We start from the raw sequence: 14,740 nt of genomic DNA, 5'->3' as shown, positions 1-14,740 counted from the left end.
CGGGCATCAGATCTCTCCTCAATGGTCCCGGCATCCGTTGCGGCACACCGTAGGAACGCCCGCTTGACTCAGACTCGGCCACCGCTCAGGGCCACCGCGCTTCAGCCAAGCCGCATCCGCGGCGCAGCGGGCGTCGGGGCAGGCCTGGATCCAGCGGAGATGGGTGTTGGGCGTTTGCGCTTCCGCCGTCACCGCGGTCTGGTGGGTGGCGGGAACCCGGCTGACCACGGTCATCACGGCCTTGCGGGCGATCCGCGCCGGCAGCCGGTCGGACGTCATCATGCGGGTGGCGATGTCCGTCACCTTGATCACGCCCCGGGGCGACCCGGCGGATGCCGAGGTTGAGCCCTTGGCCGCCGAGCGGGGAGAGAACGTGCGCGGCGTCACCGGCGATGGCCAGCATGTCCCGGCCGAACAGCTTGCGCAGGGTGTCGAACTCCACGTCGGTGATCTTCGTCTGCCGGCGGACCTCGGCCCCCTGCTTGACGGCGACGCCGAGCATCCAGGCGTCGGTGTCCTGGCGGAAGAAGTGGTTCTCCATGTGGGTGATCCACGGGATGGGGGGCCGGCTGGTCTCCAATGGGTTCTGGCCCACACCCTCGCGGCGGTGGAGGAAGCCGAAGTTGCGCTTCACCCCGCAGCTGGTGGAGATCTTCGACTGGACCACATCGAAGGTGGCGAGCCACTTGATCTCCGGCACCGCATAGCGCTCGCTGACCAGCCGCATCACCATCGAGGTGTACGGGCCAGTGGACTCGCCGGCGGCGAAGCGCGGGTGGGTGCAAACGTCGACGACGAGGACCCTTCGCGCCGTTGCGGGCCAGGCAGGCCGCCAGGGTGGTCCCGGCCAGGGCGGACCCGAGGACGGCGACGTCGTGCCGGGGGGTCCGTGAGGATGTCGCCTTCGGTGGTTTCGGCTGCACGACGGGGGCGTCGATCCCTCCTCGGTCGTCCCGGCTTCCGTCCCGGCCAAGCCAGGAGCGCCCACTCGAGACCGGCTCACCCGCCGGTCGCACCCCGCTGGACCCGCCGCCGGACGGGTCCGCCCGCCACTCCCGGCTCCAGTGGCATTCGAGCGGGCGGGGCGACCCTGGCCAATCGGAATGTGAGCGTCCCGTCTGGCCCCCGCCCCTCACCGCTCAGTCCGGCCCGCCCGCCACCACTCACCGAGGACTCGACGCCCATGGCAGTACTCGTATCCGGACTCGTCGTCCGACGCGGAGGAAGGGAAATCCTCCATGGAATCGACTGTGCCGTCCCCGAAGGAAGCGTCACCGGACTACTCGGTCCCAGCGGCTGTGGGAAGACCACCCTGCTCCGCTCCGTGATGGGCCTCCAGCGCCTGACGGGCGGAACCGTGACGGTGCTCGGCCGCCCCGCCGGGCACCGGGACCTGCGCCGGTCCATCGGCTACTGCCCGCAGACCCCCTCCGTCTATCTGGACCTGACGGTCCTGGAGAACATCCGCTACTTCGCCTCGGTGATCGGGGCCCCGCCCGCCGACGCCGACCGTGTCCTGGACACCCTGCGTCTGGGCGCCCACCGGCACCAGATCGTCGGCTCCCTCTCCGGCGGGCAGCGCTCCCGCGCCAGTCTGGCCGTGGCCCTCCTGGGCGAGCCGAAGCTGCTCGTCCTGGACGAGCCGACCGTGGGTCTGGACCCGGTGCTCCGCCTGGAGCTGTGGGACGCCTTCGCGGAGATCGCCGCCCGGGGGACCGCGCTCCTGGTCTCCAGTCATGTCATGGACGAGGCCGCCCGCTGCCACGAGCTGCTGCTCATGCGCGACGGCATCCTGCTGGCCCAGGAGAGCCCGGACTCCCTGCGGGCGCGGACCGGCACCCAGGACCTCGAACAGGCCTTCCTCAGAGTCATCCGCGAGCACGAGGCGCAGAATCCCCCCGCCGGACACACCACGGAGCAGATCCCGTCATGAATCCCGTCATCGCCCTCGCCACCGCCCGCCGCGTTCTCGACCAGTTGCGCCACGACCCCAGGACCCTGGCCATGGCACTCGTGGTCCCCACCCTGCTCATGGTCCTGCTGCGCTTCGTCTTCGACGAGGAGGCGGCCTTCGACGCGGTGGCCCCCGCCCTGCTCGGGCTGCTGCCCTTCCTGGTGATGTTCCTGATCACCTCGGTCAGTACGCTCCGGGAGCGCACCAGCGGCACGCTTGAGCGGCTGCTGACCCTGCCCACCGCCAAGCTCGACCTGCTCCTCGGGTACGCCCTCGCCTTCAGCCTGGTCTGCCTGGTACAGGTGGCCCTCGCGGTGGCGGTGTCCCTGTCCTGGCTGGGCCTGGACATCGCCGGACCGCTGTGGATGCTCTTCCTCGTCGCGGCCCTGGACGCGCTCCTGGGCACCGCCTTGGGGCTACTGGTCAGCGCGTTCGCCCGGACAGAGTTCCAGGCAGTGCAGTTCATGCCGGCGGTGGTGCTGCCACAGGTACTGCTGTGCGGCCTGTTCACCCCCCGCGATCAGATGGCGAGCTTCCTGGAGTACCTCTCCGACGTGCTGCCGCTGTCGTACGCCGTGGACGCGATGACCGAGCTCACCCGGCACGTCGGCATCGGCGCCGACCTGGTCGCCCAGGTCTCCGTCATCGGCGCCGCCCTGCTGCTGTCCCTGGTGCTCGGCGCGGCCACCCTGCGGCGGCAGACCGCATGAGCCCTCGTCTCCCCTACGACAGCCGGCCCGCAACCTCGTGGTTGCGGGCCGGCGACCGTAAGGGCTCGGGGTCAGAAGATCCGCCTGCCCTTGGCGAACTCCTTCACGGCCTCGATGCCGAAGCCGAACAGCAGCCGTCGCACTTCCGGAGTTCCCTCGCGCAGCGCCCACCACATGGTCTTGGCCAGGACCTTGGAGGTGGGATTGATGAAGCGCTGTCCGCGCGCGTCCCAGCCGTAGTGGCGGGGGACGAACGGGGCCGCGGCCATTCGGTCGTAGAGCACGTCTGCGGCCTGCGTACCGGTGATTCGCCCGGCCTCGAAGGCCGCGCACTGCTCGACCATCTCGTCGAAGAGCTCGCTGTAGCCGGGGTGGTCGGACCAGTGCAGTCCCGGATTCTCCACATCCTCCAGTTCCAGGAGGTGCCGCTCGTCGCCGTCGTCCCGCCAGCGGCGGAAGGCCTCGTGGGCGCGGAAGGTGCCCGCGTTGGAACCCCAGGCCCAGATCCGGAAGACTGCCGACCACAGGTCGTAGTCCTCGAAGGAGATGAAGGAGGAGTTGACGAGGCTGTCGTTGCCGTCGAGCAGGGCCTGCTGGCAGCGGTCGACGGCCTTGAAGCGGGCCGCGGAGAAGTCGTCGTCGGCGACCGCCCGCAGCAGCCGCCAGGCCAGCAGGTTCACCGTCTCGCAGGTGTTGGACATGCCGCGGGAGTAGAGCGGGTCGATGAATCCGGCCGCGTGTCCGAGCAGCACCCAGCGGTCGCCGACGGTCTGCGTGGAGGAGTACTGGAGCCGGCCGGTGCGCACCCATTCCCGCGTCGGGCGCATCCCCTCGAACTGCCGGGCGACGTCGGGGAAGCGCCGGACGTGGTACCAGAACTCCTCCTCCGGCGTCAGGGTCTCGTCCACGGGGTAGCGTCGGGGGTCGAGGGTGAGCCCGACGCTGCACATCGGGTTGCGGGAGGAGGGGTCGTTGTCGAAGGGGATGACCCACCACCAGCCGCGCTCGAAGAGGTGATGGACGGTGCCCTCGTACCAGGGGACCGGCGGGCGGTCCGCGGCCGGCCGGTCGAAGACATCGTCGGTGCGGGGCATGTCGACGACGTGGTTCCAGATGGACCGGGAGTGGTGCTGGAAACGGCACGGCGTCTCACGCAGGCCGAACTTCTCGGCGATCGGCGAGCGGTATCCGCTGGCGTCGACCATGTAGCGGGCCCGGAACTCCTCCCCGCCCTCGGCCACCACGGTCACCCCGGCGTCGTCGAAATCCACCTCGGCGACCGTGACGTTCTGCCGGGCCCGGCAGCCGTAGGAGACGGCCGTACGGAACAGGTAGGAGTCGACGTCCTGCCGGTAGAAGTGGGCGGTGGGGTAGATGAGTTTGGTGAAGTTGTACATGGTGAGCTGGGCCGGGTCCTGCGGCTTGCCCTCCTGGTGCTGGAGGAAGCCGAAGTGGTTCTTGACCCCGTGCCACGGTCCGATGATGCGCTGGCATCCGCCGAAGGAGGACAGGGTCTGGAGTTCGGGCACTCCGTACCGGGCCGCCATCGTGCGCAGGGATACCAGGGTGTTGGGGATGGTCGACTCGCCGATGGCGAACTTCGGGTGCTCCTTGTGGTCCAGGAGCAGCACCTTCACCCCGTTGCGGGCCAGAATGGCCCCCAGCATCGAACCGGACAGGCCGGAACCGATGATGACCACATCGTGCGCAGTACGTGCGTCTGCCACTGCTGTGTCCATGACGTCCCTCTGTTCCTGCTATTCCGGCGCGGGGACCCGGAAGCGCCTGCCCACCAGGGGCAGACCGGCAGCCAGGTTCCGCAGTTCCTCGGCGAATTCGAACTCTCCCCTGGCGAACCGCGTCCTCACGAAGGGGAGGAGGCCGTCGCGGGTGAGCTGCCCGATGTCCTCGGGCGCGGTGCTCCTGGTCCAGCGCAGGGTGAGCGGGACCTTGTGGGGTGGCGGGTCGATGTACCGCATCTCCGGATCACCGAGTCCGAACACCGGGGGGACGAAGTCCGCCCCGGCGAGCAGCCCCCTCAGTTCGGCGACCACCTCGGCAGGGACGGCGTCACCGGCCTCGATGGCCTGGAAGCGCTCGTTGGCGTGCTGGAGGAAACGCATCGCCGACCGGTACGGGCCGTCCTGCGGCAGTTTCCGGCCCTGCCACCAGGGATTGTCCACGCGGGCGAGGTGCACCGGGTCGCGGTCCGTGCGGTACTTCGTGTAGGCGCGGTTGATCTCGTAGTGCGAGAGGATCTGGGAGACGCACCACACGCGGTAGGCGACGTCCCAGAGGTCGAAGTCGCCGAAGGCGAGGTAGGCGTTGGCGCAGACGTCGTCGGTGAAGTCGAGCAGGCCCTGTTCGAGTTCCGCCACGTCACGGAACCGCTTCGGGGAGAAGTCGTCCTCCCGTACCGCTTCGATCAGGCGGCCCAGGAGTACCTGGGTGCTCTCCAGGCCTGTGGACAGGCCGCCGGAGAACAGCAGGTCCACCACGCCGGCCGCCGGGCCCACCAGGGACCAGCGCTCACCCGAGGAGCGGGTGACCGAGCGCTGCCGGCGCTCGGTGCGGTGCCAGTCCCTGACCGGACTCGCCCCGGCGAACTGTCGGGCGAGGTCGGGGTAGCGCGAGACCACCCGGTGGAACTCCTCCTCGGGCGGGCACGCGGCGGCCGGGTGCTTGCGCGGGTCCAGGTGGAGTGAGACGCCGCAGACCTGGTTGGTGGCCCTGACGTGGTTCCCGAAGGGGATCACCGAGACCCAGCCGCCGTCGAAGACGTGGGTGAGGGTGCCCTCGTGGAAGCGCCCGGGGTTCCGGTAGGCGGCCTTCGGCGCGACCTCGTCGAAGGGGGTCACGCCGACCATGTGGGTGTCCAGGGTGCGCGAGTGGGTGCGGAACCTGGCCTGGGACTCCTCGACCCCCAGCCGCCGGGCCCAGTCCTGCCGCTCGTCCTCCGTGACCACCAGGTATTTCGCCCGCAGGGGGGCCTCGCCCGCCCGGAGCACGGTGATCCCGTCCGGGTCGGTCGCCACTCCCGTGATCCGCTGCTGCTGGCGTATCTGCGCCCCGTACCGGGCAGCGAGTGTCAGCAGCCAGTTGTCCACGTCCTGCCGGAAGTAGTGGTTCTGTGTGAAGCCTATGGGGGGAGGCACCACCATGTGCACCTCGCGGGGGTTCTGCGGGGCGTCCGGCCGGTGGTGGACGAAGCTGAAGTTCCGCTTGACCCCGCCGCTGGTGGACACCTTGGAGTGCGTTCCCTCGAAGGAGGCGAGGTACTTGACCTCCGGCACCCGGTAGCGCTCGCCGATGAGGCGCAGCGTCATCTGCGTCGTGAAGGTGGTGGACTCACCGAGGCGGGTCCTGGGATGCCCGCCCTCCTCCAGAAGCATGACCCGTGCCCCGTTGCGGGCCAGGCAGGCCGCGATGATGCCGCCCTCCAGGCCGGCCCCGACCACGAGGACGTCGAATGAGTCCTTTGCGGCCGTCGGTTCCCGCCCCGGTGCGTCCTGGTCCGTCCATATCCCCTTGCGTTCTTCCGTGGGCATACTTGCCCTCCTCGGTCCTGTTCCGTGGAATCCACCTGGCCGAAAAAGCGCCTATGGCGAATTCCGGCCAGGCTAGGGCGAGGTACTGGAGCCGGACTCGCCCGCCGGTCGCGCACCAGCCGCCCGGCGGTCGTGCGGCGGTCGTGCGGCGGGCAGATCCGGTGCACACGACGACCGCCCCCGAACCTTGGTTCGGGGGCGGTCCGCGGGGGGTGCGCCAGGGGCCGGGGTCAGCCCAGGTGGGCCATCGGAGACCCGTGCCCGGCCTCACCGGGCTGCGGCTTGGGCGTGTTCATCAGCGCGGCGAGCACCACCGCACCACAGGCCATGATCGCCCCTGCCCAGGTGAAGGCGGTGGTGAAGCCCTCCACCATCGCCCCCTGCTGGAGCAGCGCCTTGCTCTTGGCTCCGGCGGCGTGGTCAGCGATGTACTCGGCCGCCGCGTCCGCGGCCAGCGTGCTCAGCAGAGCCGTGCCGATCGAACCGCCGATCTGCTGGGCGGTGTTGACGCTGCCCGAGGCGACACCGGCGTCCTCGTCGGCGACCTTGTAGGTGCCGTAGTTGACCGCCGGTGCGATGAGCAGGCCCATGCCCACGCCCAGGACGAACAGGGCGGGCATGACCATGCCCCAGTAGGAGGAATCGGCTTCCAGCATCGCCAGCCAGAACAGTGCGGTGGCCGCGATGAGCATGCCGGGCACCATGATGGCGCGCGGCGGGGCCTTGGGGAGGATCTTGGGCGAGATGCCGCCGGCGAACATCCCCACGCCAACCGGCATCGGCAGGAAGGCCAGACCGGTTTCCACCGGTGAGTACCCCTTGACCAGCTGGAGGTAGAAGGTCAGGAAGAACAGCGCGCCGAGCATGGCGACCATGCCGACGGCCATGGCGAGGTAGGCGCTGCCCCGGGTGCGGTCGGCGATCACCCGCAGCGGAACCAGCGGATGACTGGAGCGGGCCTCCACCGCGAGGAACGCGGCGAGCAGCACCGCACCGGTCACGAACAGACCGATCACCAGTCCGGAGCCCCAGCCCTCGGACTCCGCCTCGCTGCACGCGTACACGATGGCGACCAGGCCGGAGGTGACCAGCAGGACGCCCGGAATGTCGAAGCGCGCGCGCACCGCGGCACGCTGCTCCGGGCCGAGGTAGAGCACGCCGAACGCGGCGATCACGGCGATCGGCGCGTTGACGTACATGCACCAGGTCCAGTCCAGGTACTCGGTGAGGAAGCCACCGAGCAGAAGGCCGATGACGGCACCGCTGGCGACGATGCTGCCGAAGATACTGAAGGCCTTCGCCCGTTCCTTCTGGTCGGTGAAGTTCACCGAGATCAGCGACAGCGCGGTGGGGGCGAGCAGGGCGCCGAAGACTCCCTGGAGCGCACGCGCGGTGAGCAGCATCTCGATGTTGGGGGCCGCACCGCCCAGGCAGGAGGCGATCGCGAAGCCGGCCAGGGCGATCAGGAAGGCCCGCTTGCGCCCGGTGTAGTCGGCGATCCGGCCGCCGAGCAGCAGAAGGCTGCCGAAGGCCAGGGTGTACGAGGTGACGACCCACTGCCGGTTCTCATTGGAGAAGCCCAGGTCGGACTGCATCTCCGGCAGCGCGATGTTCACGATCGTGATGTCGAGAACCACCATCAGCTGGGCCAGGCAGATGAAGACGAGGGCCGTCCAGCGCTTGGGGTTCGCTAACGGGGCCGCTCCGACGGCGGTACCGCCGGGGACCCGGTCTTCGGATGTGGTCATGGGGGGAGATGCCTTTCTCCGTCGTGTTCCGCGGCCCCCGAACAGGGGCCGCGGACCTTGGTTCGGCCGGGCGGGTCGGCCGCCGCAAGGGGCGAGGGCGTCACCGCGACATGAATTCACCCGTTGATGGATTCATCCTGCCATGAATTATTCTCCCTGCGCGACGGTGCAGGCAAGTACCCAGTTCGGACCATCCACCCGAAGTACAGCGAGAGCAGCGCCTCGTCGAGCGGAGGACAAGCGATCCCCGAGCCGACCAGGGCCTGGATGGTGTTCGTGGCGTCGTAGTCGATGGCCTCCTCGCCGCCGACGACGAACTCCTCGACCACCCCCATGACGGGGTGCAGCTCGTTGTCGTTGACGGCGAAGGAGTCCTGCAGTGTCCGCCACCACTGCTCCACCGGCACCGTGCGGAACTCCCAGCCGTGCCGCTCCATCGCGGACAGCAGCTCCTTGAAGGCCGCCTTGCGCCGGTTGACCAGGTGATACGTCAGACCCCACTCGTGCGCCCCGCGGGAGATCCGCACCAGGGCCGAGGTGACGTAGTCGACCGGGGTCATCTCGATCTCCAGATCGAGATCGGGAGCCATTCCCAGTTGCACACAGCCCTTGATCACGCGGGTGGTGAAGTGCGTGGTCAGACAGGCTCCGGTGCGCGAGTCGCCGAGCACGCGCCCGGGCCGGTGCATATCGACCGGGATACCGCGCTCCTGCGCCTGGCGGACCAGCAGCTCGGCCGCCCACTTGGTCTGGACGTACCCGGTGACCAGCTTGCCGGCGCCGAGGATGTCATCGCCCTCGGCGATCACCGTGCGGCCGTCGGCGGGGATGCCCCAGATGCCGTACGTCGACACGTACGAGACCGGGATCTGCTCCGGGCCCGCGCAGGAGAGCCGCAGGATCTCCTGGGTGCCGATCAGGTTGGCCGGGCGCAACTGCTCGTAGGTGTAGGAGAAGTTGACCCAGGCGCCGTTGTGATAGATCGCGTCCAGGGTGCCCGCGAGCCGGGTGAACTTCTCGTCCGTCAGGCCGAGTCGGGGCTTGGCGAGGTCGCCGGGGACGACCTTGACGCGGTCGTCGGCCCCCTCGCGCCAGGGCAGGTACTGCTCCAGGTTCTGCCGGATCCGGGCCAGGCCCGACTCCGGTGCGTCACAGCGCACCAGGCAGTGGACGGTGGCGTCGGTGGTGGCCAGCAGTTCGTCGAGGAGGTAGGCCCCGAGGAAGCCGGTGGCCCCGGTGAGCAGGACGTCGGTCGGGTTCGTGTAGCCGTCGCCGACTGCTCCGGCCGGCACGATCGCCGGGTCCAGGGCGACGTCGGCGGCGATGAGCGCCGGCTCCGTCCAGTCCGCGGCCGGCTCAGGCGCGGCCTCGCCCTCGCCGCCGAGCTCGGTGTCGAGCAGCCGCACCCAGTCCTCCAGCGCGGTCCGCTCGAAGAACTGGCTCGGGCGCACGCTGATGCCCAGATCGCCCTTGCACCGCTTGACGACCTCCATGACCATCAGCGAGTCCAGGCCGTGCGACATCACGTCGGCCTCCGGGAGCACCGACTCCGGCGGCACCGCCAGCACCTCGCCGAGCACCTGCTGGAGATAGCCGGTCAGCACGGTCGTACGGCCTGCCGCGTCGGCCCCCTCCAGGGCCTGGAGCACGGCCGTGGAGGTACCGCCGCCGGTGCCCTCGTCGATCTCCACGGTGCGCAGCACCGGACGGTCGGCGCGGGCCTCCATGACCGGCTTGTACACCGACCAGTCGGCGGCGCAGACCACGGCCTGCGGCGCGTCCCCGGCGAGCAGCGCGTCCAGCAGCCGCAGACACTGCGGTGCCGAGAGCGTACGCAGACCGGTGGAGGTCAGGAACTCCAGGACGTCGGCGCCGAAGAGGTTGGACGTCAGCTCCCACGGTCCCCAGCTCACGGTGAGCGCGGTCAGGCCCTGGCCGTGCCGGTACTCGGCGAGCGCGTCGAGGAAGGAGTTGGCGGCGGCGTAGCTGGTCACGTGCTGCGAGCCCCAGGTCGCGGCGATCGAGGAGAAGCCGAGGAAGAAGTCGAGTTCGAGGCCCTCCGTCAGCTGGTGCAGCAGCCAGCCGCCGACCACCTTGGGCCGCCACACGGCGTCATAGTCGCTCGGCTCCGACACCGGGATGTCCCGCAGGAACTGCGGTACGGAGGTGCCGGCCGCGTGGATCACGCCGCGCAGCGGCATCAGGCCGGTCGCCAGGCCCTGGATCACCGGCAGCATGTCCTCGATGTCGGTGACGTCGGCCGCGACCACGTCGACCAGTACCCCGGTCTCCTCCAACCCGGCCACGAAGTCGACGCGTTCACGGACGGAGCCGGTGAGCGTGGGGTCGTTCCACTTGTGCCGGGGCGGCAGCGGGGTGCGGCCGAGCAGGACGAGCTTGCCCGCGCCGCTGTCGGCGAGGTTGCGGGCGAGGGCCTGGCCGATACCGCCGAACGCGCCGGTGATCAGATAGGTGCCCAGTCGGTCGATGCGCGGCCGGCGCCTGAGCTCCTCGGCGGTCAGCGGGAACTTCACCAGTCGTGCCACCCGGCGGCTCTCGCCGCGCAGCGCCTGCTGGTCCTCGGCGGCGGTGTCGGCGAGCGCCGCGGCCAGCGCCGCGCCCTCGTCACTCTCCCCCGCCTCCGGGTCCAGGTCGACCGCGCCGGCCCAGTGCTCGGGGTGCTCCAGCGCGATCGCCCGGCCAAGACCCCAGAGCGTCCCGGCGAAGGGCGCGGTGACGCCCTGTTCCGCCAGCGCGGGCACGGCGCCCCGGGTGACCAGGCTGATCCCGGTCTTCGTGCAGGCCGCGCGGGCCGTCATGCCCTGGACCAGGGCGACGGCGGCCAGTTCGGCGCGGTCCCGGAAGGTGGTGAGCGACTCCGCGTCGGCGGCGTCCGGACGCGGCGCGTCCAGGCCGGTCAGCAGCACGACCCGGTGCGGGGTGACCCCGTCGGGCAGTTCGCGCAGCCAGTCGTCCAGGTCGGGGGCGCCGGACTCCTCGATCCGGCAGTGCGCGCCGCGGGCCCGCAGCGCCGTGGCCAGCCTTCGGGCGGTGCCGGTGCGGTCGGGCACCAGCAGCCAGCCCTGTCCGGACAGGTCCGGTTCGGCGGCGGCCGGTTCGATCTCGTGCCATTCGAGCCGGGTGAGCAGCTCCTCCGGGTGCCGCCAGGGCGCCCGGGCGGGGGCCGCCGCGGCGGACACCGGCTCGCTGACGACCGTCAGTTCGCGGATGCCGCCCAGGTAGGCGCCGTCCTCGGCGAACAGGTCGACGCTGCCGGAGATGGTGCCGGGCTCCTTGCCGCTCTGGGCGATGGCCCGTACGTACCGGGCGCGGTCCAGCGATTCGAGCGTCGCCTCGACGACCCGCCCGGCGAAGCCCGCCTCGCTGAGCCCCGCGTCCCAGGACACGGCCGCGACGGCCGCGTCGAACACCTGCACGGCGTGGTCGGCGGTCTCGCCGCTGTCCAGACCGAGGGCCACCAGCACACCCTCGTCGCCGCGGTGGGCCGAGACGACGGCACCGATCAGGGCGTCGGACAACGAGGCGGTCTCGTAGTGGAGTTCGTCGCTGTACTCCTGTCCGGCCAGCGTCGGGGCGTTGCTGCCGGAGTGCCGCGAGCGGGTGCTCGCCCGGCGCCGCAGGACCGCGCGGGCATGCCGGGTCCAGGGGGCTCCGGCGGCCGCCTCGGCCGGGGTCTGGCTGTGCAGTTCGACGATCGCGCAGCCGTCGTCGTCGGTGTTGACGGTGATCTGGAGGACCCGGCCCGCCCGGTCCATCGGCGGGGGCTGGAACACGTCGAGCTTCTCGACGCAGGACCACACTCCGCCGAGCGCGTCCGCGGCCGCCGCCCGAGCCGCCCGGCCCAGCGAGCCGACGGGCAGGAACCGGAAGCCGTCCGAACCGGTGCGCGCGTAACGGTCCCAGTCCGGCTCGTCCAGCTGGAGCTCATAGGTCGGTACGGCGCTGTAGAGCCGGATCCCGGCCTGCGGCACCGGAGTGCCCGCGGAGGCCCGGGGCGTCTCACGGCGCTCCTCGTACCAGTAGCGCTCGCCGTTCCAGGGGGTGACCGGCAGGGCCACCCGACGCGGAGTGCGGCCCGAACCCGAGTGCACCGCCGTCCAGTCCACGGTCTCACCGCGCAGGTGCAGCAGACCCAGCGCCCGCTGGACGGCGGTGCGGTCCTCGGGTGCGCCGGCCCTCGGCTTGTACAGGGACGGCACGTACAGGCAGTCGCCGTCAAGCCCGGTGCGCTCCCCGATGCCGCTGAGCACCGGGGCGGGGCCGATCTCCAGGAAGGTGCGGGCCCCTTCCGCGTGCAGCGCGGTGAGCCCGTCGTGGAAACGGACCGTGCCGGCCGCGTGCCGCACCCAGTACTCCGGGCCGCTGTCCTCGGCGGTCCAGGGGCGTCCGGTGTGGTCGGAGATCAGCGGCAGGCTCGGCATCCGGTAGGTCAGCGACTCGGCGACCGCACGGAACTCCGCGAGCATCGGCGCCAGCAGCGGCGAGTGGAAGGCATGGCTGACGGTGAGCCGGGTGGTACGCATCCCGCGCGCCTCCAGCGCCGTGCGCACCGCGTCCACGTCGGCGGCGGCGCCCGAGATCACCACGCTGGAGGGGCCGTTGACCCCGGCCAGCGACACCGTGTCGCGGTACCCGGCGATGGCCGCGCGGGCCGTGGCCTCGTCGCAGTCCAGGGCGGCCATGGCGCCGCCCGCGGGCAGCTCGGCCATCAGGGCCGCGCGCGCCGCGACCAGTCGGACGGCGTCCGGCAGCTCGAAGACGCCCGCGACACAGGCGGCGACGATGCCGCCGATGCTGTGCCCGAGCAGACCGCTGGGCTTCAGACCCCAGGACTGCCACATCCGGGCGAGCGCGTACTCGACGGCGAACAGCGCGGGCTGCGTGTAGCGGGTGTCGTCGACCGGCGATTCCTGGCTGGGCTCCGGCCACACCACGGACGCCAGCGGGCGGTCCAGATGCGTGTCGAACAGGGCCGCGGCCTCGTCGAAGGGGGCGCGGAAGGCGGGTTCGTCGGCCAGGCCGCGGGCCATTCCGGCGTACTGCGAACCCTGTCCGGTGAACAGCCAGGCCGTCTTGCGGTGCTTGTGGACCGGCAGTTCGGCGGTGACGGTGCCGGAAGCCCGCTCCCCGCGCGCGAACGCCTCCAGCGCGCCCGCGAGTTCGCCTGACATGGAGCCGGTGACGGCGAGCCCGTGCCGCTGCCGGGACCGGCCGACCTGGCTGGTCCAGCTGATGTCGGCGAGCGGGACGTCGGGGTTGTCGCGGAGGTGACCGGCATAGCGTCCGGCCAGTTCGGCGAGGCCCTCGGCGGAGTGCGCGGACAGGGTCAGCACCTCGGGTCCGGGGGACGCCGGGGGCTCGGCCTTGACGGGCGCCGCGCTGATCACGGCGTGCGCGTTGGTGCCGCTCGCGCCGAAGCTGCTGATGCCGCCGACGCGGGGCCGGTCGCCGGTGGCGTCCCAGGGGCCGCCGTCCTTGGTGACCTCGACGTTCAGCTTGCTCCAGTCGACGTTCGGGTTGGGGTCGTTGAAGTGCAGGTGCGGCGGGATGTGACCGTGCTGGAGGGCGAGGACCAGCTTCAGCACACCGGCGATGCCGGCCGCCGACTCCAGATGACCGATGTTGGTCTTGATCGAGCCGACCTTCAGCGGGCTGTCCGAGGGGCGGTTACGGCCGATCACGGCCTGCAGGGCCCGCAGTTCGATCGGGTCGCCGAGCGCGGTGCCGGTGCCGTGCGCCTCGATGTAGTCGACGTCGCCGGGGGCGATGCCCGCCTGCTCCAGGGCGCCGCGGATGACGCCCTGCTGGGCGGCCGGGTTGGGCACCGTGAGCCCGCTGCTGCGTCCGTCGTGGTTGACGGCCGAGCCGCGTACCAGGGCCAGCACCGGGTCGCCGTCGCGCAGCGCGTCGGAGTAGCGCTTGAGGACGACCACACCGGCGCCCTCACCGCGCACATAGCCGTTCGCGCTCGCGTCGAAGGTCTTGCAGCGCCCGTCCGGGGAGAGCCCGCCGAACTTGCTCATCATGACGAAGCCGTACGGCGAGAGCATCAGGTTGACGCCGCCCGCGAGCGCCATGTCGCACTCGCCGGTGCGCAGGTCCTGGCAGGCCTCGTGCAGGGCGACCAGGGAGGAGGAGCAGGTCGTGTCGACGACCTTGCTCGGTCCCATCAGGCCGAGGGTGTAGGAGATCCGGCCCGCGACGAAGCTGGGCTCGCCGACGAGCTGGTAGGCGTCGACGTCCCGGATGTCGCCCTCGCTCTGCCTGAGCCGGGCGTAGTCGGTGGTGGACACGCCGAAGTAGACGCCGGTGGGGCTGCCGGTGAGCCGGTCCGGCGCGTAACCGGCCCGCTCCAGCGCCTCCCAGGCCACCTCCAGCACGAGCCGCTGCTGCGGGTCCATGCCGACCGCCTCGCGCGGCGAGATGCCGAACACTCCGGGCTCGAACAGGTCCACGCGCTCGTCGAGGAAGCCGCCCTGGGTGACATACGCCTTGCCGGGCTGATCGGGGTCGTCGTCGAACACCGCCTGCGCGTCGCCGCGTTCGGCCGGGAACTCCCGGATGGTGTCGGTGCCGTCCACCAGCATCCGCCACAGCGAGTCGGGGCCGTCGGCGCCGCCCGGCAGCCGGCAGCCGAGCCCGATGACGGCGATCGGCTCGTCCAGCGGCCGGCTGCGGTTCTTCGCCAGCTCGCCCTGGAGCTTCTCGATGGTGCGGACGGCTTCGACGAGTTTGGCCCGGTAGTCCGGGGTCGTCATG

The 14,740-nt window shown here is 71.0% G+C and carries 7 protein-coding genes; 2 read left to right on the top strand and 5 right to left on the bottom strand.

What is annotated here, in order from left to right; all coding sequences use genetic code 11:
• Nucleotides 1–85 precede the first annotated feature (85 nt).
• On the bottom strand, nt 86–727 hold the full coding sequence (locus H4N64_RS45780; RefSeq protein ID WP_260860121.1) for an FAD-dependent monooxygenase: 642 nt from the start codon (nt 725–727) through the stop codon (nt 86–88).
• Nucleotides 728–1,183: 456 nt separating this feature from the next.
• Here H4N64_RS45780 and H4N64_RS33190 point away from each other — a divergent pair, with 456 nt between their 5' ends.
• Nucleotides 1,184–1,933 (top strand): ABC transporter ATP-binding protein, encoded by a 750-nt coding sequence (locus H4N64_RS33190; RefSeq protein ID WP_186286227.1) that lies wholly within the window; start codon nt 1,184–1,186, stop codon nt 1,931–1,933.
• Entirely contained in the window at nt 1,930–2,664 is a 735-nt protein-coding gene (locus tag H4N64_RS33185; protein WP_186286226.1) for an ABC transporter permease, read from the top strand. Before H4N64_RS33190 ends, H4N64_RS33185 begins: the two co-directional genes overlap by 4 nt.
• A gap of 71 nt (nt 2,665–2,735) precedes the next feature.
• Here the strand turns inward: H4N64_RS33185 and H4N64_RS33180 are convergent, their stop codons facing one another.
• From H4N64_RS33180 to H4N64_RS33165, 4 genes are all read right to left on the bottom strand, one after another.
• Nucleotides 2,736–4,391, bottom strand: a complete 1,656-nt coding sequence (locus tag H4N64_RS33180; protein WP_336246868.1) for an NAD(P)/FAD-dependent oxidoreductase — start codon at nt 4,389–4,391, stop codon at nt 2,736–2,738.
• Nucleotides 4,392–4,421: 30 nt separating this feature from the next.
• A complete protein-coding gene (locus H4N64_RS33175) occupies nt 4,422–6,212 on the bottom strand; it encodes an NAD(P)/FAD-dependent oxidoreductase (RefSeq protein WP_186286224.1) in 1,791 nt (596 codons plus the stop codon).
• 230 nt (nt 6,213–6,442) lie between these two features.
• Nucleotides 6,443–7,960, bottom strand: coding sequence for an MFS transporter (locus tag H4N64_RS33170; protein ID WP_186286223.1), 1,518 nt, complete (start codon nt 7,958–7,960; stop codon nt 6,443–6,445).
• Between the two features lie 116 nt (nt 7,961–8,076).
• Nucleotides 8,077–14,739 carry a type I polyketide synthase gene (locus H4N64_RS33165; protein WP_186286222.1) on the bottom strand — a complete coding sequence of 2,221 codons (6,663 nt, stop codon included), beginning with the start codon at nt 14,737–14,739 and terminating at the stop codon, nt 8,077–8,079.
• Nucleotide 14,740 lies beyond the last annotated feature (1 nt).

This window comes from Streptomyces cupreus, assembly GCF_014257025.1.
GTDB classification, from domain to species: Bacteria; Actinomycetota; Actinomycetes; order Streptomycetales; family Streptomycetaceae; genus Streptomyces; species Streptomyces cupreus.
This window is presented reverse-complemented; position numbering and strand designations above follow the sequence as displayed.